The organism is Rhodoferax sp. XS2R6 (assembly GCF_056521365.1).
In genome coordinates this window covers 838,779-862,586 of sequence record NZ_JBWMAY010000002.1, presented here as the reverse complement: position 1 = coordinate 862,586, position 23,808 = coordinate 838,779, and the positions used below count along the sequence as shown (strand labels likewise).

Annotated in this window: 17 protein-coding genes; 7 read left to right on the top strand and 10 right to left on the bottom strand. The window is 63.2% G+C overall.

Translation table 11 applies throughout. The annotated features are described in order from the left end of the window. Nucleotides 1-29 precede the first annotated feature (29 nt). On the top strand, nucleotides 30-2,048 hold the full coding sequence (locus AC097A_RS10530; RefSeq protein ID WP_479620780.1) for a peptidase U32 family protein: 2,019 nt from the start codon (nucleotides 30-32) through the stop codon (nucleotides 2,046-2,048). Nucleotides 2,049-2,195: 147 nt separating this feature from the next. After that, entirely contained in the window at nucleotides 2,196-2,693 is a 498-nt protein-coding gene (locus tag AC097A_RS10525) for a cyclic nucleotide-binding domain-containing protein (RefSeq protein ID WP_315479149.1), read from the top strand. Nucleotide 2,694: 1 nt separating this feature from the next. On the opposite strand, the gene AC097A_RS10520 is transcribed toward AC097A_RS10525, so the two are convergent. The 4 genes from AC097A_RS10520 to purL form a co-directional block, all read right to left on the bottom strand. After that, nucleotides 2,695-2,913: a hypothetical protein gene (locus AC097A_RS10520; protein WP_236635295.1), complete on the bottom strand. Its 219-nt coding sequence runs from the start codon at nucleotides 2,911-2,913 to the stop codon at nucleotides 2,695-2,697. Further along, a complete protein-coding gene (locus AC097A_RS10515) occupies nucleotides 2,910-3,548 on the bottom strand; it encodes an NAD(P)H-dependent oxidoreductase (RefSeq protein ID WP_105260881.1) in 639 nt (212 codons plus the stop codon). The genes AC097A_RS10520 and AC097A_RS10515 overlap by 4 nt, the downstream gene beginning before the upstream one ends. A 131-nt stretch (nucleotides 3,549-3,679) precedes the next feature. After that, a complete protein-coding gene (locus AC097A_RS10510; RefSeq protein WP_479620779.1) occupies nucleotides 3,680-4,057 on the bottom strand; it encodes a hypothetical protein in 378 nt (125 codons plus the stop codon). 7 nt (nucleotides 4,058-4,064) lie between these two features. After that, nucleotides 4,065-8,090 carry a phosphoribosylformylglycinamidine synthase gene (gene purL / locus AC097A_RS10505; RefSeq protein WP_479620778.1) on the bottom strand — a complete coding sequence of 1,342 codons (4,026 nt, stop codon included), beginning with the start codon at nucleotides 8,088-8,090 and terminating at the stop codon, nucleotides 4,065-4,067. Nucleotides 8,091-8,248: 158 nt separating this feature from the next. On the opposite strand from purL, the gene AC097A_RS10500 reads away from it, so the two are divergent. Further along, entirely contained in the window at nucleotides 8,249-8,797 is a 549-nt protein-coding gene (locus tag AC097A_RS10500) for a response regulator (RefSeq protein ID WP_315848257.1), read from the top strand. Between the two features lie 43 nt (nucleotides 8,798-8,840). Here AC097A_RS10500 and AC097A_RS10495 read toward each other — a convergent pair whose 3' ends face one another. Further along, a complete protein-coding gene (locus AC097A_RS10495; RefSeq protein WP_315493443.1) occupies nucleotides 8,841-9,362 on the bottom strand; it encodes a DUF2059 domain-containing protein in 522 nt (173 codons plus the stop codon). A 76-nt stretch (nucleotides 9,363-9,438) separates the two neighbouring features. On the opposite strand from AC097A_RS10495, the gene map reads away from it, so the two are divergent. Next, complete coding sequence (gene map / locus AC097A_RS10490; protein ID WP_479620777.1) at nucleotides 9,439-10,248, top strand: type I methionyl aminopeptidase; 810 nt, start codon at nucleotides 9,439-9,441, stop codon at nucleotides 10,246-10,248. A 13-nt stretch (nucleotides 10,249-10,261) separates the two neighbouring features. After that, nucleotides 10,262-12,859, top strand: coding sequence for a [protein-PII] uridylyltransferase (locus AC097A_RS10485; RefSeq protein ID WP_479620776.1), 2,598 nt, complete (start codon nucleotides 10,262-10,264; stop codon nucleotides 12,857-12,859). Here the strand turns inward: AC097A_RS10485 and AC097A_RS10480 are convergent. After that, entirely contained in the window at nucleotides 12,849-14,477 is a 1,629-nt protein-coding gene (locus tag AC097A_RS10480; RefSeq protein ID WP_479620775.1) for a sensor domain-containing diguanylate cyclase, read from the bottom strand. The genes AC097A_RS10485 and AC097A_RS10480 overlap by 11 nt on opposite strands. A gap of 154 nt (nucleotides 14,478-14,631) precedes the next feature. Further along, complete coding sequence (gene def, locus AC097A_RS10475; RefSeq protein WP_479620774.1) at nucleotides 14,632-15,171, bottom strand: peptide deformylase; 540 nt, start codon at nucleotides 15,169-15,171, stop codon at nucleotides 14,632-14,634. A 36-nt stretch (nucleotides 15,172-15,207) separates the two neighbouring features. Between def and AC097A_RS10470 the strand changes: the two genes are divergently transcribed. Continuing rightward, complete coding sequence (locus AC097A_RS10470; protein ID WP_479620773.1) at nucleotides 15,208-15,633, top strand: YbaN family protein; 426 nt, start codon at nucleotides 15,208-15,210, stop codon at nucleotides 15,631-15,633. A gap of 19 nt (nucleotides 15,634-15,652) precedes the next feature. On the opposite strand, the gene ligA is transcribed toward AC097A_RS10470, so the two are convergent. The 3 genes from ligA to smc are packed head-to-tail and all read right to left on the bottom strand — an operon-like array spanning nucleotide 15,653 to nucleotide 22,360. Then, nucleotides 15,653-17,743, bottom strand: a complete 2,091-nt coding sequence (ligA, locus tag AC097A_RS10465; protein ID WP_479620772.1) for an NAD-dependent DNA ligase LigA — start codon at nucleotides 17,741-17,743, stop codon at nucleotides 15,653-15,655. Between the two features lie 18 nt (nucleotides 17,744-17,761). After that, nucleotides 17,762-18,802 (bottom strand): cell division protein ZipA C-terminal FtsZ-binding domain-containing protein, encoded by a 1,041-nt coding sequence (locus AC097A_RS10460; protein ID WP_315479159.1) that lies wholly within the window; start codon nucleotides 18,800-18,802, stop codon nucleotides 17,762-17,764. A 42-nt stretch (nucleotides 18,803-18,844) separates the two neighbouring features. Continuing rightward, nucleotides 18,845-22,360, bottom strand: a complete 3,516-nt coding sequence (gene smc / locus AC097A_RS10455) for a chromosome segregation protein SMC (protein WP_479620771.1) — start codon at nucleotides 22,358-22,360, stop codon at nucleotides 18,845-18,847. Between the two features lie 202 nt (nucleotides 22,361-22,562). Between smc and dapC the strand changes: the two genes are divergently transcribed. Next, on the top strand, nucleotides 22,563-23,780 hold the full coding sequence (gene dapC, locus AC097A_RS10450) for a succinyldiaminopimelate transaminase (protein ID WP_479620770.1): 1,218 nt from the start codon (nucleotides 22,563-22,565) through the stop codon (nucleotides 23,778-23,780). Nucleotides 23,781-23,808: the final 28 nt, after the last annotated feature.

Sequence of the window (23,808 nt, the reverse complement as noted above, 5' to 3'; positions counted from 1 at the left end):
GGGATCGGAGGCTGGGATAATCCCAAGCCATGTCTTTGCAAGATTTTCAACTCGAACTTTTGGCACCTGCACGTACGGCAGACATCGGCATCGAAGCCGTCAACCACGGAGCCGATGCGGTCTATATCGGCGGCCCCGGTTTTGGGGCGCGGTCCAGCGCCGACAACAGCGTGGCCGACATCGCGCGCCTGGCACAGCATGCGCACCGTTTCAACAGCCGCATCTTCGTGACCATGAACACCATCCTGCGGGATGACGAGCTGGAGCCCGCGCGCCAGCAGGCCTGGCAGCTCTATGAAGCCGGGGTCGATGCCCTGATCGTGCAGGACATGGGCCTGCTGGCCATCGATATGCCACCGCTGCAACTGCATGCCAGTACCCAGACCGACATCCGCACGCCTGAAAAAGCGCGTTTTCTACAGGACGTAGGCCTCTCCCAGATCGTGCTGGCGCGTGAACTCACCACCCAACAGATCGCCGCCATCCGCGCCGCCACTGATCCTGAAAAGTGCACGCTGGAGTTTTTCATCCACGGTGCCCTGTGTGTGGCCTACAGCGGCCAGTGTTACATCAGCGCGGCCCACACCGGGCGCAGCGCCAACCGCGGCGAATGTAGCCAGGCCTGCCGCCTACCCTACCAGGTGGTGGACGACAAGGGCCGCTTTGTAGCCCACGACAAGCATGTGCTGTCCATGAAGGACAACAACCAGAGCGAGAACCTGGCCGCACTGGTGGACGCGGGTATCCGCAGCTTCAAGATCGAGGGCCGTTACAAGGACATGGGTTATGTGAAAAACATCACCGCCCATTACCGCAAGCTGCTGGACCGCCTGATCGAAGACCGCCAAGACTCGGACCAACCGTTGGCACGTAGCAGCAGCGGCATCACCACGTTCACCTTCGAGCCCGACCCGAACCAGAACTTCAACCGCGAGTTCACCGACTACTTTGTGCAGGGCCGCCAAATTGACATCGGCGCCTTCGACAGCCCCAAGAACCCGGGCCAGACCATTGGTTTTGTCACCAAGGTCAACACCGACAGCGTGGAGCTGGAACTGAACGACCGCAACCAGGCGCTCAGCAACGGCGATGGCCTGTGCTACTACGACCTGCAAAAGGAGTTGGTGGGCCTGGCCATCAACCGCGCAGAGGCCCTGAACGCAGCCAAGGGCCTGTGGCGCGTCTTCCCCAAAGACCCGCTACCCGGCCTGAAAGACCTGCGCAAGGGTGTGGGGGTGAACCGCAACCGCGATGTGAACTGGACCCGCGTGCTGGACAAAAAAAGCAGCGACCGGCGCATTGGCGTCTGGGCCACCCTGCAGCAGACGGCGCGGGGCATTGCGCTCACGCTGACCGACGAAGACGGCTTCGTAGGCACGGCCCAGACTGACCTGAGGCCTGAACCTGCCAAAGACCCTGCCGCCGCAGATGCCAGCAACCGAATCCAAATCAGCAAACTGGGTGCTACGATTTTTGAAGCAACTTCCGCAGATGTGACGGGGGCTAAGGGCCTGTTTGTGCCTGCATCGGTGTTGAACCCCCTGCGCCGTGAGGCGGTGGAAGCGCTGGAGCGTGCCCGCGCAGCAGGCTTCCAGCGCCTGACGCCCACCCCACCGGTGGAGCCGCCTGTGGCCTACCCCGAGGACACCCTGAGCTACCTGGCCAACGTGTTCAACCAGGCCGCCCACGGCTTTTATGCCAAACATGGCGTCAAGGTCATTGCCCCGGCCTACGAGGCGGTGGAAGAGCTGGGCGAAGTGAGCCTGATGATCACCAAACACTGTGTGCGCTTCTCGCTGAGCCTGTGCCCCAAACAGGCCAAGGGCGTGACCGGTGTGCAGGGCCAGGTCAAGGCCGAGCCGCTGCAGCTCATCAACGGCAAGGAGAAACTCACCCTGCGCTTTGACTGCAAACCCTGCGAGATGCATGTGGTGGGCAAGATGAAGCCCAGTGTGGCCAACCAGAGCCGCCAGGAGCTGCTGCAGGCCGCGCAGGGCGTGCCCATGACTTTCCACAAAACCCGGCCACGCCAGGAGTTCGGCCACTGAGGAGCGGTAGACGCCAGACCCATGCCCATGCGGCAGAGCCATGCCTGTGTGAAGTGTTATCCGAAGGGACTGGACAGCCACGGTCCAGTCTCGCTACCCTAGGCCCTGGGCGACCCATCGGGTTTTGTCCTTTACCGGAGACGCAGCATGACGACTTCGACCGTTCCCCTCCCCCAAGGCAGCCACGATGTCAGCCCGCTGGCGGCGGCCATTGCCCGCAACACGGATGAAGGCGGGCTGGGCAAATTCCTGGAGAGTTACCGCTGGAGCGTGCTCGCCCAGTACGTGCAGCCCGCCACCTTGCCACGCGGGCACCTGCTGATTGCCCAGGGTGCCCGGGAGCGAAGCCTGTACTTTCTGGAAAGCGGTGACCTCAAGGTGGACACCAAAACCAGCGCAGGCCTGGTGCACCTGGCCATTTTGGGGCCTGGCACTGTGGTGGGGGAAGGCAGCTTTTTTTCGGGCTTGCCGCGTAATGCCTCGGTGGCGGCCTATAGCGACTGCAAAGTCTGGGAGATGGGTTTGGCCCGGTTTGCCTCGCTCGCGCACGAACACCCCAGCGTGGCTTTGGCCCTGAGCCAGGCCCTAGGCGCGGTAATGGCCAGCCGCATGCTCGATGTCAGCAAACGGCTGGCGCTGACCTAGCTCATCGCGGCGGGTTGGGTGGAGTGGACAACAGCTGCCACGCCAGCCGCAAACCCAACCAGGCATTGCCAATGGCAAACACCGCAATGACCAGACTGGCCAATGCGGTGAGTGGGTAGTGCTGCACGATCCACACCAGGGCCGTGGACAGCCCATTCAGCGCCAGCATGAGCCAGAACGCAGGCTTGCGTGGCTGGAACAGGCGGCGCCAGTGGATCATGCGACTTCGGTCACAAACTGCTCACGGGCACGGCGCACCTTTTTCAGGCTCACCAACCAATCACCCTCGTCTGCGCGGTAACCAAGCGGCAGAATCGCCACGCTGCGCAGGCCGCGGGCCTTCAGACCCAAAATTTCGTCCAGCGCCTTGGGATCGAACCCTTCCATGGGGGTTGCGTCCACCTGCTCTTCAGCGGCAGCAATCAGCGCGGTACCCAGGCCAATGTAAGCCTGGCGGGCGGCGTGTTGGTAGTTCACCTCGGCATCGCGCTGGGGGTACATGCCCAGCAGCATCTGGCGGTAGTTTTCCCAACCTTCGTTCTTGAAGCCACGCTCGGTATTCACCAGGTCAAACATGGTGTTGATGCGGTCGGCGGTGTAGTTGTCCCAGGCGGCAAACACCAGCAAGTGCGAGCTGTCGGTGACTTGCTCCTGGTTCCAGGCGATCGGTTTGATACGCTCGCGCACTTCTTTGCTGGTCACCACAAACACTTCGTAGGGCTGCAGGCCGCTGGAGGTGGCGGTCAGGCGAATCGCCTCCAGAATGCGGTCCAGCTTCTCTTGGGGCACCACTTTGGCGGGGTTGAACTTTTTGGTGGCGTAACGCCATTGCAGCTTCTGGATCAAATCGGACATGTCATCTCGAAAATTGGTTGGTAAGGCAACAGATTTTGGGCAACTTCGCCGGATTACAAGGCCAAGCAACCTAATTCACGGAGTGCGGCCTACCGCATTCCCCGGCGCCCAGCCAGGATGCCCGAAAAGTGCTACCAGTCTGCCTTGCTGAGGATCAACCCGCCGTACACCATGCTACCCACGGCGATGGCGGGCAAGTTGTACAGCCAACGGACCCTGCGCGCGGCGCCAGAAGCCAACGCCAGAAACTCCGCCACCCCCAGGCCCAAACGCTGCGCCAACAAGTACGACGCCAGCAAACCCACAACACCGGCACCTATAAACCAGGCCCCCGTCCCTGCTTGCAGCAGATAGGCGTCGCCCCAGAGCCAGTCCCAGGCAAACATCACACCTCCCAAAACCATGGCCAAAGCCCACCAAGAGATGGTGGTGTAGGCCCCCAGCGCCGCCACCGCAGCGGCCGGGACCAGGTAAGAGAAGCGTCGAACGGCGGCCAGTTCCAAAGCCAAGTGGCGTTTAGGCCACCCACTTGCGCGCGTTGTGCCAGAGCTGCATCCACGGGCTGTGCGCGTTCTGGTCCAGGTCGGTCCAGCTCATCTGCACGTTGCGGAACACACGCTCGGGGTGCGGCATCATGGCCGTAAAACGGCCGTCGGCCGTGGTCACCGCGGTCAGTCCGCCAGGGCTGCCGTTGGGGTTGAACGGGTAGGCTTCGGTGGCCGCACCGCTGTTATCCACGTAGCGCATGGCTGCAATCGCCTTGTCCGCATTGCCGCGGTACTTGAAGTTGGCAAAGCCCTCACCGTGGGCCACGGCAATCGGCAGGCGCATGCCGGCCAGGTCCTTGAAGAACAGGCTGGGCGACTCCAGCACTTCCACCAGCGACAGGCGCGCCTCAAAGCGCTCGCTCTGGTTGGTGGTGAAACGCGGCCAGTCTTGTGCGCCGGGGATGATGTCCGCCAGCTCGGCAAACATCTGGCAGCCGTTGCACACGCCCAGGCCGAACGTGTCCTGGCGAGCAAAGAAAGCCTTGAACTGGTCGGACAGGCCGTCGTTGAAGGTGATGCTGCGTGCCCAGCCAATGCCAGCGCCCAGTGTGTCGCCGTAGCTGAAGCCACCGCAGGCCACCACGCCCTTGAAATCGGCCAGCTTGGCACGGCCGGTTTGCAGGTCGGTCATGTGCACGTCGTAGGCTTCAAAGCCGGCTTCGGTAAAGGCGTAGGCCATTTCCACATGCGAGTTGACGCCCTGCTCACGTAGCACGGCCACCTTGGGGCGGCTTCCCACAATCGCAGGCGCTCCCGTTTTGATAGCTGCTTGCGCAGACTCCACGAGGGCCAGAGCACTATTTGGCATGTAAACGTGCAGACCGGGGTCGTTTTCGGCACCTGCTGCGGCGTGCTCGGCATCGGCACACACGGGGTTGTCGCGCTGCTGGGCAATCTTCCAGCTCACGGCGTCCCACACCTGGTGCAGGTCGGCCAGCTTGGCGCTGAAGATGCTCTCGGCGTCGCGCCAGATTTGCAGTTCGCCCTTGCCTGCTGCAATCGCGTCTGTGGCTGGGCGTGTCTTGCCGATGAAGTGGCTGAACTTGGACAGACCATGCTCACGCAAGGTCGCCATCACTTCACTGCGTTCCGCGGTGCGCACCTGCAGCACCACCCCCAGTTCTTCGCTGAACAGGGCCTTGAGCGTCAGTTCCTCGCGGCGCGCACCCACCTGCCCTGCCCAGTTTTTGCTGTCGCCCACGTCCATGCGGCTATCGGAAATGCCGTCGCCTTCGGTGACCAGCATGTCGACATTCAGCGCCACGCCCACACGACCGGCAAAGGCCATCTCGGCCACGGTAGCCAGCAAGCCGCCGTCACCGCGGTCGTGGTAGGCCAGCACCTGGCCCTTGGCGCGCAGTGCGTTCACGGCGTTGACCAGGTTCACCAGGTCCTTGGCGTCGTCCAGATCGGGCACGGTGTCACCGGTCTGCTCCAGGGTTTGCGCCAGGATGCTGGCGGCCATGCGGTGTTGGCCTTTGCCCAGGTCGATCAGAACCAGGGTGGTGTCATCGGTGGCATTGAGTTGCGGGGTCAGCGTGCCACGCACGTCTTGCAGCGTGGCAAAGCCGCTCACGATCAGGGACACGGGGGAAGTGATCTTCTTGTCCTTGCCCTCGTCTTTCCATTGCGTGCGCATGGACAGGCTGTCCTTGCCCACTGGGATGGAAATGCCCAGGGCTGGGCACAGCTCCATGCCCACGGCCTTGACCGTGGCGTACAGCGCAGCGTCTTCACCGGGCTCGCCACAGGCGGCCATCCAGTTGGCGGACAGTTTGACGCGTGGCAGCTCAATCGGCGCAGCCAGCAAATTGGTAATCGCCTCGGCCACCGCCATACGGCCGGACGCAGGCGCGTTGAGCGCGGCCAGCGGCGTGCGTTCGCCCATGGACATGGCTTCCCCGGCAAAACCCTTGAAGTCGGCCAGCGTGACCGCGCAGTCTGCCACCGGCACTTGCCAGGGGCCCACCATCTGGTCGCGGTGGGTCAGGCCACCGACGGTGCGGTCGCCAATGGTGATCAGGAAACGCTTGGAGGCGACGGTGGGGTGGGCCAGCACGTCGATGACGGCCTTCTGGATGTCCACGCCGGTCAGGTCCAGCGGCTTGAACGTGCGCGCCACGGTCTTCACATCACGGTGCATCTTGGGCGGCTTGCCCAGCAGCACATTCATCGGCATGTCGACGGGAGATTCAGCGCCCTCGTCCACCAATTGCAACTGGCGCTCTTCGGTCGCCACGCCAATGACGGCAAACGGGCAACGCTCGCGCTCGCACAGCGCCTGGAACTGTTCCAGCGACTCGGGCGCAATCGCCATCACATAGCGTTCCTGGCTCTCGTTGCACCAGATTTCCTTGGGCGCCATGCCGGACTCTTCAAGCTTGACTGCGCGCAGGTCAAAGCGTGCACCACGTCCCGCGTCGTTGGTCAACTCGGGGAAGGCGTTACTCAAGCCACCCGCGCCCACGTCGTGGATCGCCAGTATCGGGTTCTTGTCGCCCTGCATCCAGCTCTGGTTGATCACCTCTTGTGCACGGCGCTCGATCTCGGGGTTGCCGCGCTGCACAGAGTCAAAGTCCAGCTCAGCCGCGTTGGCGCCCGTGGCCATCGAGCTGGCGGCGCTGCCACCCATGCCGATGCGCATGCCGGGGCCGCCCAGTTGGATCAGCAGGCTGCCAGCGGGGAATTCGATCTTGTGCGTCTGGCCCGCATCGATGATGCCCAGACCACCGGCGATCATGATGGGCTTGTGGTAACCACGTGCCACGGTGTCCACGTCGCTGGCCACCGTCTGCTCGTATTCGCGGAAATAGCCCAGCAGGTTGGGACGACCAAATTCGTTGTTGAACGCTGCGCCACCCAGCGGGCCTTCGACCATGATTTGCAGCGGGCTGGCAATGTGCTCGGGCTTGCCCATCGTGCTGCCCCAGAGCTTGGATACAGTGAAGCCGGTCAGGCCCGCCTTGGGCTTGGAGCCCCGGCCGGTGGCGCCCTCGTCGCGGATTTCACCGCCTGCGCCAGTGGAGGCGCCGGGGAACGGAGAGATGGCGGTCGGGTGGTTGTGGGTCTCCACCTTCATCAGAATATGGTTGGTTTCGCTACGCTTTTCATAGCTTGCCGCGCTGATTTCACGGGGGCCGGAGGCCGATTTGGCCACAAAACGCTCAACCTGCACGCCTTCCATGACCGAGGCGTTGTCCGAGTACGCCACCAGCATGTACTGTGGCGCCAGTTGGTGCGTGTTGCGGATCATGCCGAACATGCTCTTGTCCTGCGCCACGCCGTCGATGGTGAACTGGGCGTTGAAAATCTTGTGGCGGCAGTGTTCGCTATTGGCCTGCGCGAACATCATCAGCTCTACATCGGTCGGGTTGCGGCCCAGCGTGGTGAAGGCGTTGACCAAGTAGTCAATCTCGTCGGCGGCCAGGGCCAGGCCGAACTGGGTGTTGGCTTTCACCAGCGCATCCTTGCCACCGCCCAGCACATCCACATGGTCCATGGGCGCGGGTTGCAGGGCGTTGAACAGCTCCTGCGCCTGGGCGCGGTCCAGCATGGCGCTTTCGGTCATGCGGTCGTGCAGCAGCGCGGCCACGGCCTGCAGTTGCTCGGCTGTCAGCGCGGTCTTGGACAGCAGGCCGTTCTTCAGCGTCAGGCGGTATTCCACCAGGCGCTCGATACGTTTAACGGCAAAACCGCAGTTGTGGGCAATGTCGGTCGCTTTGGACGCCCAAGGACTCAGGGTGCCAAAACGGGGGCTGACCACGATGCTGGCACCGTCCACGGGACCGGTGTAGGGGTCGCCATAGGTCAGCAAGGCGGCCAGTTTGGTGGCCAGGGGCTGCTCCAGCGGGGTTTCGGTGGCCACCAGATGCACAAATCGGGCAGAAATGCCCGAAATCTTGTCATGCACGCCCTGCAGAAGCGGCAAAAGCTGTTGAACGCGGAAATTGCTCAGGGCGTTGCCGCCTTCGAAAGAAGTGATGTGCAGGGTCACGGTGGTGGCCTAGGAAAGATGAAGCGTGCCCGAAGGGCTGGATGGGTGAGCGGTGATTTTAACTGGCTGTGCGGCGGGCTTTGGGGCGACAGAAGGCCTTTCCCGGGCGCACAATTTAGGCAGGGCGCAAGCCCGTCCCGCCAACCGGAGAAATGTCAGTGGCGCTTTTATCCAAATTTCGCAATCTTTTCCAGGCGCCCTCGGCCCCGGCGGCCCCTTTGCCCATCATCGACCCCACCGGGCATCTGCCCGAGCGGCGCGTTCGTCCGCGGCTCAATGCCCGGACCGATCTGCGCATTGTGGTGATTGACGACTCGGCCACCGTATGCGCGGCCTTGCGCAAGATCTTGCAAAGCATTGGCCTGAATGTGCGCATTGCCGGCGATGCCGAAAACGGCCTGGCCATGGTGATGGCCGATCCGCCAGACCTGATTTTTCTGGACATCGTGCTGCCGCAGATGAACGGTTTTTCGGCCCTGCGGGTGCTGCGCCGCAATGCGCTAACCCGTGCCATTCCGGTCATCATGATCAGCGGCAACGAGCAGGCCACCGAGCAGTTCTTCGGCAGCGCCATTGGTGCGGACGATTTCATGAAGAAACCCTTCTCGCGGCTGGAGGTGTTTGAGCGCATCGAACGCCTGCTCGACGAGCAACACGTGCCACGCCGCAAAACCCCCATGACCATGCCCGCGCCGCTGGGCAGCTGACACCGCTGACCCAGCCCGCTTGAATGCCGCCTAAGCCCGGCGATCAGTTGCCTGCTTTGCCCGGCTTCTTCTGCAGGGCGCGCAGATCATTCGCCAGTTGTTCACCCGCCACACGTATCTTTTCCATCATCGGGCTCAACAGAGCGGGCATGGCGGCCATGACGCCCTGCATGACCTGAGGCATTTTTGCAATCATGGACTGCCCCGTCGGGCTTTGGTAGAAGGCAATCATTCCATCCACTTCTTCTTGGGTGAAATACTTGGAATACAGCTGCAGGTTGATCGATTTCATCAGCTCTGGGGTCAAGGTTTCGCCCATGATCTCTGACGATCTGGCCACGTAGCGATCCAATACTTTCTGCTCTTCTGCCGTGGGTTTTTTGCCTGCCAGGGCCTGCTCCATGCTGGACTTCATCAGGCCCTGGATTTGGGGCCGTACCGAATCCATCATCTTCTCTACCTGGACCAGGTTCAGCAACAACTCAATGGACTGCTGGCTGGGGGCCGCCGCATGCGAGACCAATGAACACGCCGCAATCAGCGACGCCACAAGAATACGTTTCATCTTCTTCTCCCTGAAAACCACAATGCTAACGGCAACGAAAGACGCAAACGCATCGGGTCTGGGATAATCCCGCCCCATGACTATCACCTACAAAGACGCGGACGGCGTTGCAGGCATGCGCGTGGCGGGCAAGCTGGCCTCCGAAGTTCTGGACTACCTCACCCCCTTCGTCCAGCCCGGCGTCACCACCAACGCACTCGACAAGCTGGCGCACGACTTCATCACCCAGGTCCAAGGCGGCATTCCCGCCCCGCTCAATTACACCGGCGGCGGCAACATCCCCTACCCCAAGTCCATCTGCACCTCGGTCAACCACCAAGTCTGCCACGGCATCCCCAACGACAAGCAGCTCAAAAAGGGCGACATCGTCAACATCGACGTCACCGTCATTAAAGATGGCTGGCACGGCGACACCAGCCGCATGTTCATGGTTGGCGAGGTATCGATTGCCGCCAAGCGCCTGTGCGCCATCACCTACGACGCGATGTGGCACGGCATCAAAATGGTCAAACCCGGCATCCACCTGGGCGACATCGGCCATGCGATCCAGAAATTTGCCGAAGGCCAGGGCTTTAGCGTGGTGCGCGAGTTCTGCGGCCACGGCATTGGCCGCATCTTCCACGAAGAGCCGCAGGTGCTGCATTACGGCCGCCCCGGCACGCTGGAAAAGCTGGTGGAAGGCATGACCTTCACCATCGAGCCCATGATCAACGCCGGTGGCAAGGACATCAAGGACGGCCCTGAAAAAGACGGTTGGAGCATCGTCACCAAAGACCGCTCGCTCTCCGCCCAGTGGGAGCACACCGTGCTGGTGACTCCTACCGGCTACGAGGTGATGACGCTGTCGGCAGGCAGTCCGGCCACCCCGGCCTTCGTCAACGCCTGAGTTCCCAAACCCCATGACCGAGCTGCAGGCCCTGCGCGCCGAGTACCGCGCGCACAAAGCGCAGTTACTGCAAACCATTGCGGCGCCCCAATCGACCGGGCGCGCCGTGCGCAAGGTGCTGCAACGCATGTCCCAGCTTACCGACAGCGTGCTGGTGCGCCTGTGGCAGCAGGCCGGGCTGGGTGAACCCTTTGCCCTGCTGGCAGTAGGTGGTTTTGGCCGCGGCGAGCTGTTCCCGCACTCGGATGTGGATGTACTGGTACTGCTGCCCGACGGCCAGTCGCCCGAGTTTGACGCCGAACTGAAAAAGAAAATCGAAGCCTTTATTGGTAGCTGCTGGGACGTGGGCCTGGAAATTGGCTCCAGCGTGCGCACCCTGGCCGACTGCCTGGCCGAGGCCGAAAAAGACGTGACGGTGCAAACCGCGCTGCTGGAGTGCCGCCTCATCACGGGCAACCAGGCGCTGGTGGCCCAGTTCCAGCAGGCCTTTTTTGCGGCCATGGACCCCAAGGCATTTTTTGTGGCCAAAACGCTGGAAATGCGCCAGCGCCACACCAAGTTTGAAGACACGCCCTACTCGCTGGAGCCCAACTGCAAAGAGTCGCCCGGTGGCCTGCGCGACCTGCAGGTGATCTTGTGGGTGGCCAAGGCGGCGGGCTATGGCAAGGACTGGGCCGACCTAGCGGCCAGCGGCCTGGCGACGGATTTCGAGGTCAAGCAGATCCAGCGCAACGAGACCCTGCTGCTGCTGATTCGCGCGCGCCTGCACCTGATTGCCAACCGGCGCGAAGACCGCCTGATCTTTGACATGCAAACCGCTGTGGCCGAGTCGTTTGGCTACATCACCCTGGCCCCCGACCCGAACAAGCGCAACTTTGTGCGCGCCAGCGAAGCGCTGATGAAGCGGTATTACTGGGCTGCCAAAGCGGTGACCCAGCTCAACCAGATTTTGTTGTTGAACATTGAGGAGCGGCTCAACCCCTCCACGCATGCGCCACGCCGCATCAATGCGCATTTCAACGACAAGGCCGGCATGATCGACGTGGCCAGCGACGACCTGTACCGCCGCAACCCCCACGCGATTCTGGAAACCTTTCTGATTTACCAGACCACGGTGGGCGTGAAAGGCCTGTCGGCACGCACGCTGCGCGCGCTGTACAACGCACGTGACCTGATGGACGCCAAGTTCCGCAGCGACCCGGTCAACCGCGCCACCTTCCTGCAAATCATGCAGGCGCCCGAAGGCATTACCCATGCCATGCGCTTGATGAACCAGACCTCGGTGCTGGGGCGTTACCTCTGGGTGTTCCGCAAGATCGTGGGCCAGATGCAGCACGACCTGTTCCACGTCTACACCGTGGACCAGCACATCCTGATGGTGCTGCGCAATGCGCGGCGCTTCTTCATGGGAGAACATGCGCACGAGTACCCGTTTTGCTCGCAACTGGCCTCGGGCTGGGACAAGCCCTGGATTCTGTACGTGGCCGCCCTGTTCCACGACATTGCCAAAGGCCGCGGTGGCGACCACTCGGAGCTGGGCGTGGACGAGGCACGCCGCTTCTGCAAGCAGCATGGCATTGCCGCCGAAGATTCCCAACTCATCGAATTTTTGGTCGGCGAGCACCTGACCATGAGCCGCATTGCGCAGAAGTCCGACCTGTCGGACCCTGAGGTGATCGCCGCTTTTGCCAAACGCGTGGGCAACGAACGTTACCTGACCGCGCTGTACCTGCTGACCGTGGCCGACATCCGCGGCACCAGCCCCAAGGTGTGGAATGCCTGGAAGGGCAAGCTGCTGGAAGACCTGTACAAGTACACCGCCCGCGTGTTGGGTGGCCGTGCGCCCGACCCCGATGCCGAGGTGGAGGCCCGCAAGCGGGAGGCCTTGGTGATGATTGCGCTGTACGCCATGCCGTTTGAAGCGCACAAGCCGCTGTGGGACACGCTGGACGTGAGTTATTTCATGCGCCACGACGCGGCCGACATTGCCTGGCACACCAAACAACTCTCGCGCCACGTGGGCACCCCGCAGCCCATCGTGCGGGCGCGTCGCTCGCCCGTGGGCGAAGGCCTGCAGGTGCTGGTCTACACCCAAGACCAGCCCGATTTGTTTGCCCGCATCTGTGGCTACTTTGACCAGGGTGGCTTCAGCATTCTGGATGCGCGCGTCCACACCACCCACCAAGGTTATGCGCTGGACACCTTCCAAGTGGTGACCACGGCCGACATGGACGAGCACTACCGCGAGATGACCAGCCTGCTGGAAACCGGGCTGGCACAGGCCATTGCCGAAGCCGGCCCCCTGCCCGCGCCCAGCCGGGGCCGGGTCTCACGCCGGGTCAAGAGTTTCCCGATTGCGCCGCGTGTGTCGCTCAAGCCCGACGAAAAAGCGCAGCGCTGGCTGCTCAATATCTCGGCCAGCGACCGCCTGGGCCTGCTCTACAGCGTGGCCCGCGTGCTGGCGCGCCACAACATCGTGGTGCAACTGGCCAAGGTGGCCACACTGGGTGAACGTGTGGAAGATACCTTTCTCATCCACGGCCCGCAGCTGCAGCACAACCGCGCCCAGATCGAGATCGAAACCGAGCTGCTGGACGCCCTCAAAGCCTAGGCACTGCAGGCGTGCCGTACACGCAGGCCCGCATGCGGCCACCGTGTTTGGCCGCGTACAGCGCCTTGTCGGCCTGGGCAAACAACTCCGCCGGCCCACCCGCCAGCACGCTGGACCAAGTGGCAATGCCAATGCTGACCGTGACGTGGGGGGCTGTGGGGGAGCTGTCGTGACGTATGGCCAACGCAGCCAGTGCTTTCATGACCTTGTCGGCCATGGCCGCAGCACCGGCATCGCCGGTATCGGGCAGCAGCAGGGCAAATTCTTCGCCGCCCAGGCGGGCCGGCAAATCTTGCTGACGGCAACTCGCGCGCAACAAGGCGCCTAGCTGGCGCAACACCGCGTCCCCCTCGGGGTGGCCATAACGGTCGTTGTAGAGCTTGAAGTGGTCTACATCCAGCAGCAACAAAGACAAAGGCTCTGTACGCCGCCCCAAGCGCACCAGCTCGTGGGCCAGGCGCTCGTCAAACTGGCGGCGGTTGGCAATGCCGGTGAGTGCATCGGTGCTGGAGAGCGTTTCCAGCGTGCCCACCTGCTCCCGCAGCACCGCTAGGAGGCCGTTGATGCCTTGCGTCAGAGCGCCAATTTCATCCGGCCGATCGTAGGCCAAGGTTTGCTCCCAGCGCCGGGTGGCGCTGAGTTCAGCCACATCCAGGCGCAAACGGGCAATCGGGCGCACCAGCCACCAGTGCACCGTGATCAGCAGCACCAAGCCGGTGGCTAGGGCCACCACGGCCAGCTGCACCAGCACGTCCTTGATCACGCGCTGGCCCTGTGCCATGAGCTTGCGGTCCATGTGGATGCGCACCCAGGCCAGAGGTTGGGCCTCCAGGTCCTGTAACAGGTACTTCAGGGTAATGGCTTCGGGCGCAAACTGCGCCTGCAAGTCGCCGTGTTGGAGGTAGTTGAAATCGGGCAGCTTCCAAGCTACAGCGGCCACCTCGGTCTCGGCCGGCTGGGCGGCCGTGTTCTCGACCGTGAAGGCCGCGCCGGCGTACTGGGCCATCACCTCCAGCGTGCGGGCATCCAGTTCGCGCGCCATCACCACCGTTCCCACCGCCGGGCCCATGCCGTTGCTTTGCACAATGCCGGTCCAGCAGACCACGCACAGCGCGTTTTGCAGGCGCGCCAGGCCACACGCAGTACGCCCCGCTTGCTGCGGCTGCCTGGCCCAACGCCGCAGCAGTGGGGCCACCAGATCACCCGCCTGGGCCACGGTGCCACCGCCAAACGCCCGGGCGCCAAAGCCATGCACCTGGCCCTGCAGATTCATCAGCAAAATGGCATGGAGGTTGGAGCTTTGCATAGCCTCTTGGCCAATATTGCTGCGCTCGAAGACGGTGTCGGGCCTTTGCATGTGGCGGTAGAGCTGATCCCAAAACGCCCAGTCGTGGTTGAGCGCGCTCACGGTCGACATCTGCTCGTCAAAGCCGCTGACCACGCGCTTGGCGCTGTCCAGCGCAAAGTTGCGCTCCATGTTGTCAAAAGTGGGCAGCAGGCTGTTTTTCATCAGCAGCAAGCCCAGGCTACCCATGCAACCAAACACCAACGCAAACACCACCACGATCCGGGGGCCAATACCCAGACCGGCCAACAGGGGGCGACCGGGCTCGCTCATGGGTGGAACCAGACGTGCATCATGGTGCCCCAGCTTAGCGCCAAATGCGCCTGTGCGCCACCCTGATACAAACCCGTGGATTTAGAGTCTTTTAGGGCCCTAGCCCTTGCGGAATGTGCGCGAGCAGCTACTAATTAAATAGCAGTCCACCGCCTCAATCGTCTTCTGCAGCTGCGATCCCGGGGAACAGAACCTCGGTGTAGCCAAACTGGCTGAAGTCCCGCATGCGCATGGGGTAGAGCTTGCCCCACAGGTGGTCACATTCGTGCTGCACCACACGTGCGTGGAAGCCCTCCACCGTGCGGTCGATAGCGTCTCCATACTGGTCAAACCCGGTGTAGCGAATGTGCGACCAGCGTGGCACCAAGCCACGCAGACCTGGCACCGACAGGCAACCCTCCCAGTCACTTTCTTCAGCCTCACCCAGCGGCGTGATAACTGGGTTACACAACACGGTGGGCGGCACGATGGGGCGGTCCGGGTAGCGCGGGTTGCGATCGTTGGAGCCAAAAATGACGACCTGAAGGTCTACGCCAATTTGCGGCGCCGCCAATCCAGCCCCGTTGGCGGCCCGCATGGTGTCCAGCAGGTCGGTGATCAACAGGTGCAAGGCATCGCTGTCGAATGCGGTTACCGGTTGCGCCACGCGCAGCAGGCGTGGGTCGCCCATCTTCAAAATTTCACGCACTGTCATGGTTTGCCTTTCTGTTCGCCCGGCACAATCCGGGGCATGTTTGCGCCACCCAATCCCCCACCCGCCACAGCACACCCACCGCTACCACGCTGGCTGCAGTGGCTGTTGCGCGCGCTGGCGGTGGTGAGTCTGGCACTCGGTTTTCTGGGCATGTTTTTGCCGGTGCTGCCCACCACGCCCTTCATTTTGCTGGCCGCATGGGCAGCGGCCCGCAGCTCCCCGCGCCTGCTGGCCTGGCTGGAACAGCACCGCCTGTTTGGCCAGATGCTGCGCGACTGGCGCCAGGGGGGCGTGGTCAGTCGCAAGGCCAAATGGGGCGCCACCGGGGTTATGTCCGCCAGTGCAGTGTTGTTGCTGTTCACGGTTCCCAAGCTGTGGGCCGCCGTAGCTGCCATTGCCTGCATGGCCACGGTGCTAATTTGGCTGTGGCGGCGGCCGGAGTCCCTTCCCACCCAGACCTGAGCCGCGGGGCAAAGTGCGGTCACTCAGGCTGGGCCTGCAGCAGTGCCAGCATGGCCGCTTCGTCCAGCACCGGCACGCCCAGTTCTTGGGCTTTGTCGAGCTTGCTACCAGCCTCCGCCCCTGCCACCACATAGCTGGTTTTCTTGCTGACCGAGCCAGCCACCTTGGCACCGGCGGCTTCCAGCAGGTCTTTGGCTTGGTCCCGGCTCAGGGTGGGGAAGGTACCGGTCAGCACAAAGGTCTTGCCCGCCAGGGGCTTGGGCGCTTGCGCCGCGGCTTCACCCTCTACCCAGGTCACGCCACAGGCGCGCAGCTGCTCCACCACCTCGCGGTTGTGCGCCTGCGCAAAAAAGGTGTGCAGGCTTTTGGCAACGATGGGTCCCACGTCGCTCACACCGGTCAGGGCTTCCTCGGAAGCATCCATGATGGCGTCCAAGGTGCCGAAGTGGCGCACCAACTCCTTGGCGGTGGCCTCGCCCACATGGCGAATACCCAGGCCAAACAGAAAGCGCGGCAGCGTGGTCTGCTTGGATTTTTCCAACGCGTCCACAATGTTTTGGGCTGACTTTTCGGCCATGCGGTCCAGGGCGGCCAGGGTGCTCAGGCCCAGTTTGTAGAGGTCGGGCAGCGTGCGGATGGTGTTGCTCTCCACCAGCTGATCCACCAGCTTTTCACCCAAGCCCTCCACCTCCACCGCACGGCGCTGCGCATAGTGCAAGATGGCCTGTTTGCGCTGGGCCGGGCAGAACAGGCCGCCGCTGCAACGGTGGTTCATCTCGGTCTTTTCGCGCACCACGACGCTGCCACAGATGGGGCAGGTGCGGGGCATGCGAAAGTTGGGCACGTAGCTGGCGCGCGGGCCGGTGCTCACAATGCCCACCACTTCAGGAATCACATCGCCGGCACGGCGCACGATGGCGCTGTCGCCTACCCGCACCCTCTTGCGCCGCAGCTCAAACAGGTTGTGCAGCGTCGCGTTGGACACCGTGGTGCCGCCCACAAACACCGGGTCGAGGCGCGCCACGGGTGTGAGCTTGCCGGTGCGGCCCACCTGCACGTCAATACCCAGCACCTTGGTGATTTGCTCCTGCGCCGGGTATTTGTGTGCCACGGCCCAGCGAGGTTCACGCGTCACAAAGCCCAGCTGGCGCTGCAGGGCCAGGCTGTTGACCTTGTAAACCACACCATCAATGTCATAGGGAAGTTGGTCGCGCGAGGCACCGATGCGCTGGTGGTACGCTATCAATTCGGGAGCGCCTTGCGCAGTATCTACCTGGGCTGCAACCGGAAAACCCCATGATTTGAGGGTTTGCAGCATGGCGTAGTGGGTGGCGAACGCCGGGCCGCCCTGCTCTGCCGGGGTCACCTCACCCAAGCCGTAAGCAAAAAAGCTCAAGGGTCGCTGGGCCGCAATGCCGGGGTCTAGCTGGCGCACAGCGCCGGCGGCAGCGTTGCGCGGGTTCACAAAAGTCTTTTCACCCTTCTCGCGCTGCTTCTCGTTCATGGCCTCGAAATCGTCGCGGCGCATATAGACCTCACCACGCACTTCCAGCACGGCGGGCACACCCTCTGGCAACTTCAAGGGAATCTGGCCAATCGTGCGGATGTTTTGCGTGACGTCTTCGCCATATTCGCCATCACCGCGCGTGGCAGCCTGCACCAGCACACCTTGCTCGTAGCGCAAGCTCATGGCCAAGCCATCGAACTTGAGTTCGGCCACGTACTCTACCGGTGCGTCGGTCTCGGTCAGCTCCAGCTCCTTGCGCACGCGGGCGTCAAAGGCCTCGGCGCCGGTGGACTCGGTGTCAGTCTCAGTCCGGATGCTGAGCATGGGCACCACATGGCGCACCGTGGCAAAAGCGTCCAGCGGCTTGCCGCCCACGCGCTGGGTGGGCGAGTCGGGTGTCAACCACTCGGGGTGCGCGGCCTCCAGGGCTTGCAACTCGCGGAACAAGCGGTCGTACTCGGCGTCGGGGACCGTGGGCGTGTCCAGCACGTAGTACTGGTGCGCATGGTGGTGCAGCTGGGCGCGCAAGGCCTGCAGTTGCACGTACTCGGGAGTGGGGTCCGGCGTGGCCGGCTCGGAAGAAAACAAGTCCAGCGTCGCCATACCTGACCCAGAAAAAAATTAGCTGAACAAACGCCGTGCCAACGGTGACCCGGCGGCCAGGTCACGCTGCTCCAGCGTGTCGTACAAGGTTTGCAGCTCGGTGCCAATCACGTCCATGGTCTGCGCGGGCAGTGGCTGGCCGTTGTCGTCCGTCACCACGCCTTCCATGGCCTGGGCCAGGGCGGCGGCCGATTCGCGCATCCGCTCAAAGGCATGCTCGGCGCGGTCCACCTGCGCCACATCCAGGTGCAGGCTGATGTCGCGGATGGCCGATTGGGCCGGGTCGTCGGCCAGCGCGGCCTGCGAGTCAAAGCCCAGCACCAGCACAGGTGGCAGGCCTTCCTGCGAGGCGGGCAGCACCATACGGCCTGGAATAACGCCTGGCACAAAACCCAGGCGCGCGGCGTTCTGGTGGATGTAACCGGGGCTCCACGAGGCATTGCGGGCGCGGATGGTGAAGCCCAGCTGCGCATCGTGCGCGCTGGCAAACTGGTCCAGTTCGCGGGCACGCGCCACTTCGTCCAGCATCTCGGGGAACTCGGGCGTGGCGTTGATAGCGTCGGCGAAGGCCTGGGTCTTGACCACGAACTCGGAGTATTCGATTTCGTTGAGTGCGCCCGAACGGTTGGCCAACTGCACACCGGCCTGGAAGCCGCCGTAGCGCTGACCGGGCATGGGAGATTCCCACACCATGCTGTGGAGGTTGTAGCCCTCAATCGAAAAAGGCTTGGTACCAGCACGCCGGGTGGTGGGCATGGCGGCCAAGGCCGCTTCGCCCGACACCGCAGGCACACTGGGGTCCAGCGCCACCGTGGCAATCACGTCAATCAGCGAATCCATCACCGGGCGACGCGGGGGTTGCGGCAGCGAGAAGGCGGGCGCCTCCAGCCCACTGTCAGACAGCGTGGGCTCCTGGTCCACCGGGCTGGGCGTGTCTTGCACGGGTTCGGGTTGGGCCTGGCGCGGCGCGTTGCGGCGCGAGGTCCAGGCGCTGTGGGCCACCACGGCGGCCAGTACCACGCCACCTGCAATGGCCAGTCCGAGTTGTAAGTTGCTCATCGTTGGAATCTTGTATGGGTTGCGGGAGAGGCTCTCCGCAGGTCAGGCCAGTTCAGCCAGGGTGACGGCGGACTCCATGTCCACGGCCACGATACGGGAAACGCCCTGCTCCTGCATGGTCACGCCAATCAGTTGCTCGGCCATTTCCATGGCAATCTTGTTGTGGCTGATGAACAGGAACTGCGTGCTCTTGCTCATGCTGGACACCAGCTTGGCATAACGTTCCGTGTTGGCATCGTCCAGCGGCGCGTCCACCTCGTCCAGCAAACAGAACGGTGCGGGGTTGAGCTGGAAGATGGCGAACACCAGCGCAATCGCGGTCAGCGCCTTTTCGCCACCCGACAGCAGGTGGATCGTCTGGTTCTTTTTGCCGGGCGGCTGCGCAATCACCTGCACGCCGGAATCCAGAATCTCGTCGCCGGTAATCACCAGGCGCGCATTGCCACCGCCAAACAGCTCGGGGAACATGCGGCCAAAGTGCATATTGACCTGGTCGAAGGTGCCGGACAGCAGCTCGCGCGTTTCGGCGTCGATCTTGCGGATCGCGTCTTCCAGCGTGTTCATGGCCTGGGTCAGGTCCACGTTTTGCATGTCCAGGAACTGTTTGCGTTCGCGCGCGGCGGCCAGCTCGTCCAGTGCGGCCAGGTTGACGGCACCTAGGGCGGCAATCTCGCGGTGCAGGCGGTCGATATCGCCCTGCATGCCGAACAGGCGCACATTGCCGTCTTTGATGCTTTGCTCAATCGCTGCCAGATCGGCCTGGGCGTCCACCAATTGGGCTTCAAATTGCTCAAAGCCCAGGCGCGCAGCTTGTTCCTTCAGCTGGAATTCGGTGATGCGCTGGCGCAGCGGCTCCAGCTCGCGCTCCAGCTGCATGCGGCGCTCGTCACTGGCGCGCAACTTGGCGGTCAGGTCGTCGTATTCGCTGCGCTTGGCGCCCAGGGCCTGTTCGCGCTCCAGCTTCAGGGCCAGCGCGTTTTGCAGGCCAGCCTGGGCGGCGGCATCGGTCAGGCGCGCCATTTCTTCTTGCGCGCGTTGCTCTTCAGACAGGATGTTTTGTGTTTGCTGCGCGGCGGTTTCGATGGCACGCGAGAGTTCGGCGTTACGGGCCTGCAGGCTGCGCTGGGCAAACACGGCCTCTTGGGCCTGGCGCTCCAGGCTGCGCTGCTGCTCGCGGCACTGCACCAGCTTGCGCTGGCCTTCGATGACGCGTTCTTCCAGTTGGGCATGGCGCTCCTGGCTGTCGGCCAGTTGCATGTCCAACGATTCGAAACGGCCTTCTGCCTCCACACGGCGTTCCTGCAGGTCGTCCAGCTGGGCTTCCACCTCGGCCATATCGGCTTCGATCTGCGCGCTGCGAGCCCGGGTTTGCTCCAGGATTTGGGTCAGGCGCAGCGTCTCTACCTGCAGCTCATGGACGCGGCTTTGGGTCTCTGCGGCTTCGCGGCGCACCCCGACCAGGCGCTGGGCACTTTCAGCATAGGCGCTCTCGGCGCGGGCCAGGGCTACGCGGGATTCGTCGGCAATCAGCTGCTGGGCACGCAGCTGTTTTTCCAGATTTTCAATTTCTTGCGCGCGGGCCAGCAGGCCGGCTTGTTCGCTGTCTTGCGCATAAAAACTCACACTGTGCGCCGTGGCCACATGGCCGGACTTCACGTAGATACTCTCGCCAGCCTGCAGCTTGTCGCGCTGGGCCAAGGCATCTTCAAACGTGGCGGCGGTGTAGCAGCCCTGCAGCCAGTCGGTCAACACGGCCTTTTGGCCGGCATCGTTCACCCGCAGCAAGTCGGACAGACGGGGCAAGGAACTGGCTCGCTCGGGTGCGGCAGCCGAGGGTGGGGTGTAGAAGGCCAGCTTGGCGGGAGGCGCATCCACCGCAAAGGCGCGCAGCATCTCCAATCGCGACACTTCCAGCGCGCCCAGGCGTTCACGCAGTGCGCCTTCGAGCGCGTTTTCCCAGCCCTGTTCGATATGGATGCGCGTCCACAGCCCCTGCAAATGGCCCAGGCCGTGTTTGGCTAGCCAAGGTTGCAGCTTGCCGTCGGTTTTCACCTTCTCTTGCAAGGCTTTCAGTGCCTCCAGGCGGGCCGAGAAGTCGGCCTGCTTGGCAGACTCGTCGTTCACGGCTTGCTGCTGGGTGCGGCGGGCTTCGTCGAGTTGTGGCACCGACTCCTGCAACTCGTGCAGACGGGCATCAGCAATCTGGTTGGCTTCTTGTGCGGCTTCCAGCTGCTCCTGCAGGTTGACCAGGCGCGCTTCGTCGGGGGCAGACAGCGCGTTGCGGTCTGTCATCAGGCGGTCGCGGCGGGTGTTGAGCTGGCGGCTTTGTTCTTCGATGCTGCGCTGCTCCGCGGCCAACACCTGGATCTGCTGCTGCACCTGCACCACACTGCCACGCTGGTCGTTGGCGGCGCTCTGCGCCTTGGCCACGGCTTCTTCCATGTCCGGCAGCTGCATGGCTTGCTCTTCCACCTGGGCAGCCAGCAGCTCGGTTTGCTCTTCGCCCAAGGCGGCCAGTTCGGCCAGGCGTTCAATCTCGGCCTGTGCATCGTCGCGGCGCACGGCCCATTCAGCAATCTGGTCTTTCAGCGTCACCAGGCGCTGCTCAACACGCTGGCGGCCTTCCACGACAAAGCGGATTTCGGCCTCCAGGCGGCCCACGTCGGTGCTGGCCTCGTACAGCAAGCCCTGCGCCTGGTTCACCTGGTCACCGGCCGCGTAGTGGGCTTGGCGCACGGTTTCGAGGTCGGCCTCGATGTGGCGCAGGTCGGCCATGCGTGATTCCAGCGCGTTGACCGCTGCCAGCCCTTCGGACTGGACCTTGGCCTGGTCGGCCAGGGCTTCGGCACGCTTCAAGAACCACTGCTGGTGCTGCTTCTGGGTGACTTCGGCCTGCAGCGCGTTGTATTTGGCGGCCACCTCGGCCTGCTTTTCGAGCTTTTCGAGGTTGGTATTGAGCTCGCGCAGGATATCGTCCACGCGGGTCAGGTTTTCGCGGGTGTCGGACAGGCGGTTTTCGGTCTCGCGGCGGCGCTCTTTGTATTTGGACACACCCGCGGCTTCTTCAAGAAACAGGCGCAGCTCTTCGGGCTTGGACTCGATGATGCGGGAAATCGTGCCCTGGCCAATGATGGCGTAGGCACGCGGGCCCAGGCCGGTGCCCAGGAACACGTCTTGCACGTCGCGGCGGCGCACGGGCTGGTTGTTGATGAAGTAGCTGCTGGTTCCGTCGCGCGTGAGCACGCGCTTGACGGCGATTTCGCCAAACTGGCCCCACTGGCCACCGGCGCGGTGGTCGGCGTTGTCAAACACCAGCTCCACGCTGGAGCGGCTGGCCGGCTTGCGCGTGGTGGTGCCGTTGAAGATCACATCCTGCATGGACTCGCCACGCAGCTCGCTGGCCTTGCTTTCGCCCAGCACCCAGCGCACCGCATCCATGATGTTGGATTTGCCGCAGCCGTTGGGGCCCACCACGCCCACCAGTTGCCCTGGCAACAGGAAGTTGGTGGGCTCCGCAAAGGACTTGAAGCCGGATAACTTGATGGAATTAAGGCGCACGGATCGGTGGTATCTGCTCTAAGCAGTTGATTTCATTGAATTAATCAGTCAGCGATGACTGACGAATGGCCCCCGATGATACTGTGTAGCAGGGGCTGTATCTCCTATGCCGCCCCGGGCAAACGTTACAGCCTGAAAACGGCGGCCTTGCCAGCGGCGCGCGGCCCGAACACGCCAGAGACTCAGGGGATAATGCCGCTCCATGAACCCGAATTTGTCGCGCCTGCAGGCCTACCCCTTTGAACGCCTGCGCCAGCTGTTCTCCACCATCACCCCCAACCCCGCCTACCGCCCCATCAGTTTGGGCATTGGCGAGCCCCGCCACCCCACCCCCGACCTGATCAAGGATGCCTACTGCGATGCCATCCGCAGTGCGGACGGCGGCCTGTCGGTTTACCCCGCCACCGCGGGTGATGCCAAGTTGCGCAATTCGATGGTGCGCTGGCTGGAGCGTCGTTATGGTTTGCAGTTGGACGCGGCCACCCAGGTGCTGCCCATCAACGGATCGCGCGAAGCCCTGTTTGCTTTTGCCCAGACCGTGGTGAACCCCGAGCTTGCCGACGCGGGCGAGCCCGTTCAAGTGGTGTGCCCCAACCCGTTCTACCAAATCTACGAAGGCGCGGCCTTGCTTTGCGGCGCGCAGCCCTACTTTGTGCCGTCGGTGCCCGAGCGCAACTTTGCGCAGGACTGGGACAGCGTGCCAGCCGACGTCTGGGCGCGCACCCAGCTGCTCTACGTGTGCTCGCCCGGCAACCCGGCCGGCGCGGTGATGCCGCTGTCCGAATGGGCCAAGCTGTTTGCGCTGAGCGACCAGTACGGCTTTGTGATCGCGTCCGACGAGTGCTACAGCGAGATTTACTTCCGCGACGAGCCGCCGCTGGGGGGCCTGGAGGCGGCCGCCAAGCTGGGCCGTAGCGACTTCAAAAATCTAGTGTCCTTCACCAGCCTGTCCAAACGCAGCAATGTGCCGGGCATGCGCAGCGGTTTTTGCGCAGGTGACGCCAAGCTGATCAAGCAATTTTTGCTCTACCGCACCTACCACGGCAGCGCCATGAGCATGGTGGTGCAAACCGCCAGCGCGGCGGCTTGGGATGACGAGGCCCACGTGGTGGAGAACCGCGCGCAGTACCGCGCCAAGTTCGCCCAGGTGACCCCCATGTTGGCGGAAGTGATGGACGTGGCCCTGCCCGACGCGGGCTTTTACCTGTGGGCCAAGGTCGAGGGCAGCGACGCCGATTTCGCGCGTGAACTGCTCGCTCAATACAATGTGACCGTTCTGCCCGGCAGCTACCTGGCCCGCGAGGCCCATGGCAGCAACCCGGGCGCGCAGCGCATCCGCATGGCGCTGGTGGCCGAGGCCGCCGAGTGTGTGGAAGCCGCGCAGCGCATCGTCCAGTTTGTGAAATCCCGAGTTTCCTGAGTTTTTCAACCCTTTTTCCCTTCTCAAG

What these genes read in the sequence shown, in the direction of transcription:
- dapC (WP_479620770.1), top strand. Translation starts at nt 22,563, where the DNA reads ATGAACCCGAATTTGTCGCGCCTGCAGGCCTACCCCTTTGAACGCCTG.
- AC097A_RS10460 (WP_315479159.1), bottom strand. Translation starts at nt 18,802, where the DNA reads ATGAGCAACTTACAACTCGGACTGGCCATTGCAGGTGGCGTGGTACTG.
- def (WP_479620774.1), bottom strand. Translation starts at nt 15,171, where the DNA reads ATGACAGTGCGTGAAATTTTGAAGATGGGCGACCCACGCCTGCTGCGC.
- map (WP_479620777.1), top strand. Translation starts at nt 9,439, where the DNA reads ATGACTATCACCTACAAAGACGCGGACGGCGTTGCAGGCATGCGCGTG.
- AC097A_RS10495 (WP_315493443.1), bottom strand. Translation starts at nt 9,362, where the DNA reads ATGAAACGTATTCTTGTGGCGTCGCTGATTGCGGCGTGTTCATTGGTC.
- AC097A_RS10515 (WP_105260881.1), bottom strand. Translation starts at nt 3,548, where the DNA reads ATGTCCGATTTGATCCAGAAGCTGCAATGGCGTTACGCCACCAAAAAG.
- AC097A_RS10525 (WP_315479149.1), top strand. Translation starts at nt 2,196, where the DNA reads ATGACGACTTCGACCGTTCCCCTCCCCCAAGGCAGCCACGATGTCAGC.
- AC097A_RS10520 (WP_236635295.1), bottom strand. Translation starts at nt 2,913, where the DNA reads ATGATCCACTGGCGCCGCCTGTTCCAGCCACGCAAGCCTGCGTTCTGG.
- AC097A_RS10530 (WP_479620780.1), top strand. Translation starts at nt 30, where the DNA reads ATGTCTTTGCAAGATTTTCAACTCGAACTTTTGGCACCTGCACGTACG.
- ligA (WP_479620772.1), bottom strand. Translation starts at nt 17,743, where the DNA reads ATGGCGACGCTGGACTTGTTTTCTTCCGAGCCGGCCACGCCGGACCCC.
- AC097A_RS10480 (WP_479620775.1), bottom strand. Translation starts at nt 14,477, where the DNA reads ATGAGCGAGCCCGGTCGCCCCCTGTTGGCCGGTCTGGGTATTGGCCCC.
- AC097A_RS10470 (WP_479620773.1), top strand. Translation starts at nt 15,208, where the DNA reads ATGTTTGCGCCACCCAATCCCCCACCCGCCACAGCACACCCACCGCTA.
- AC097A_RS10485 (WP_479620776.1), top strand. Translation starts at nt 10,262, where the DNA reads ATGACCGAGCTGCAGGCCCTGCGCGCCGAGTACCGCGCGCACAAAGCG.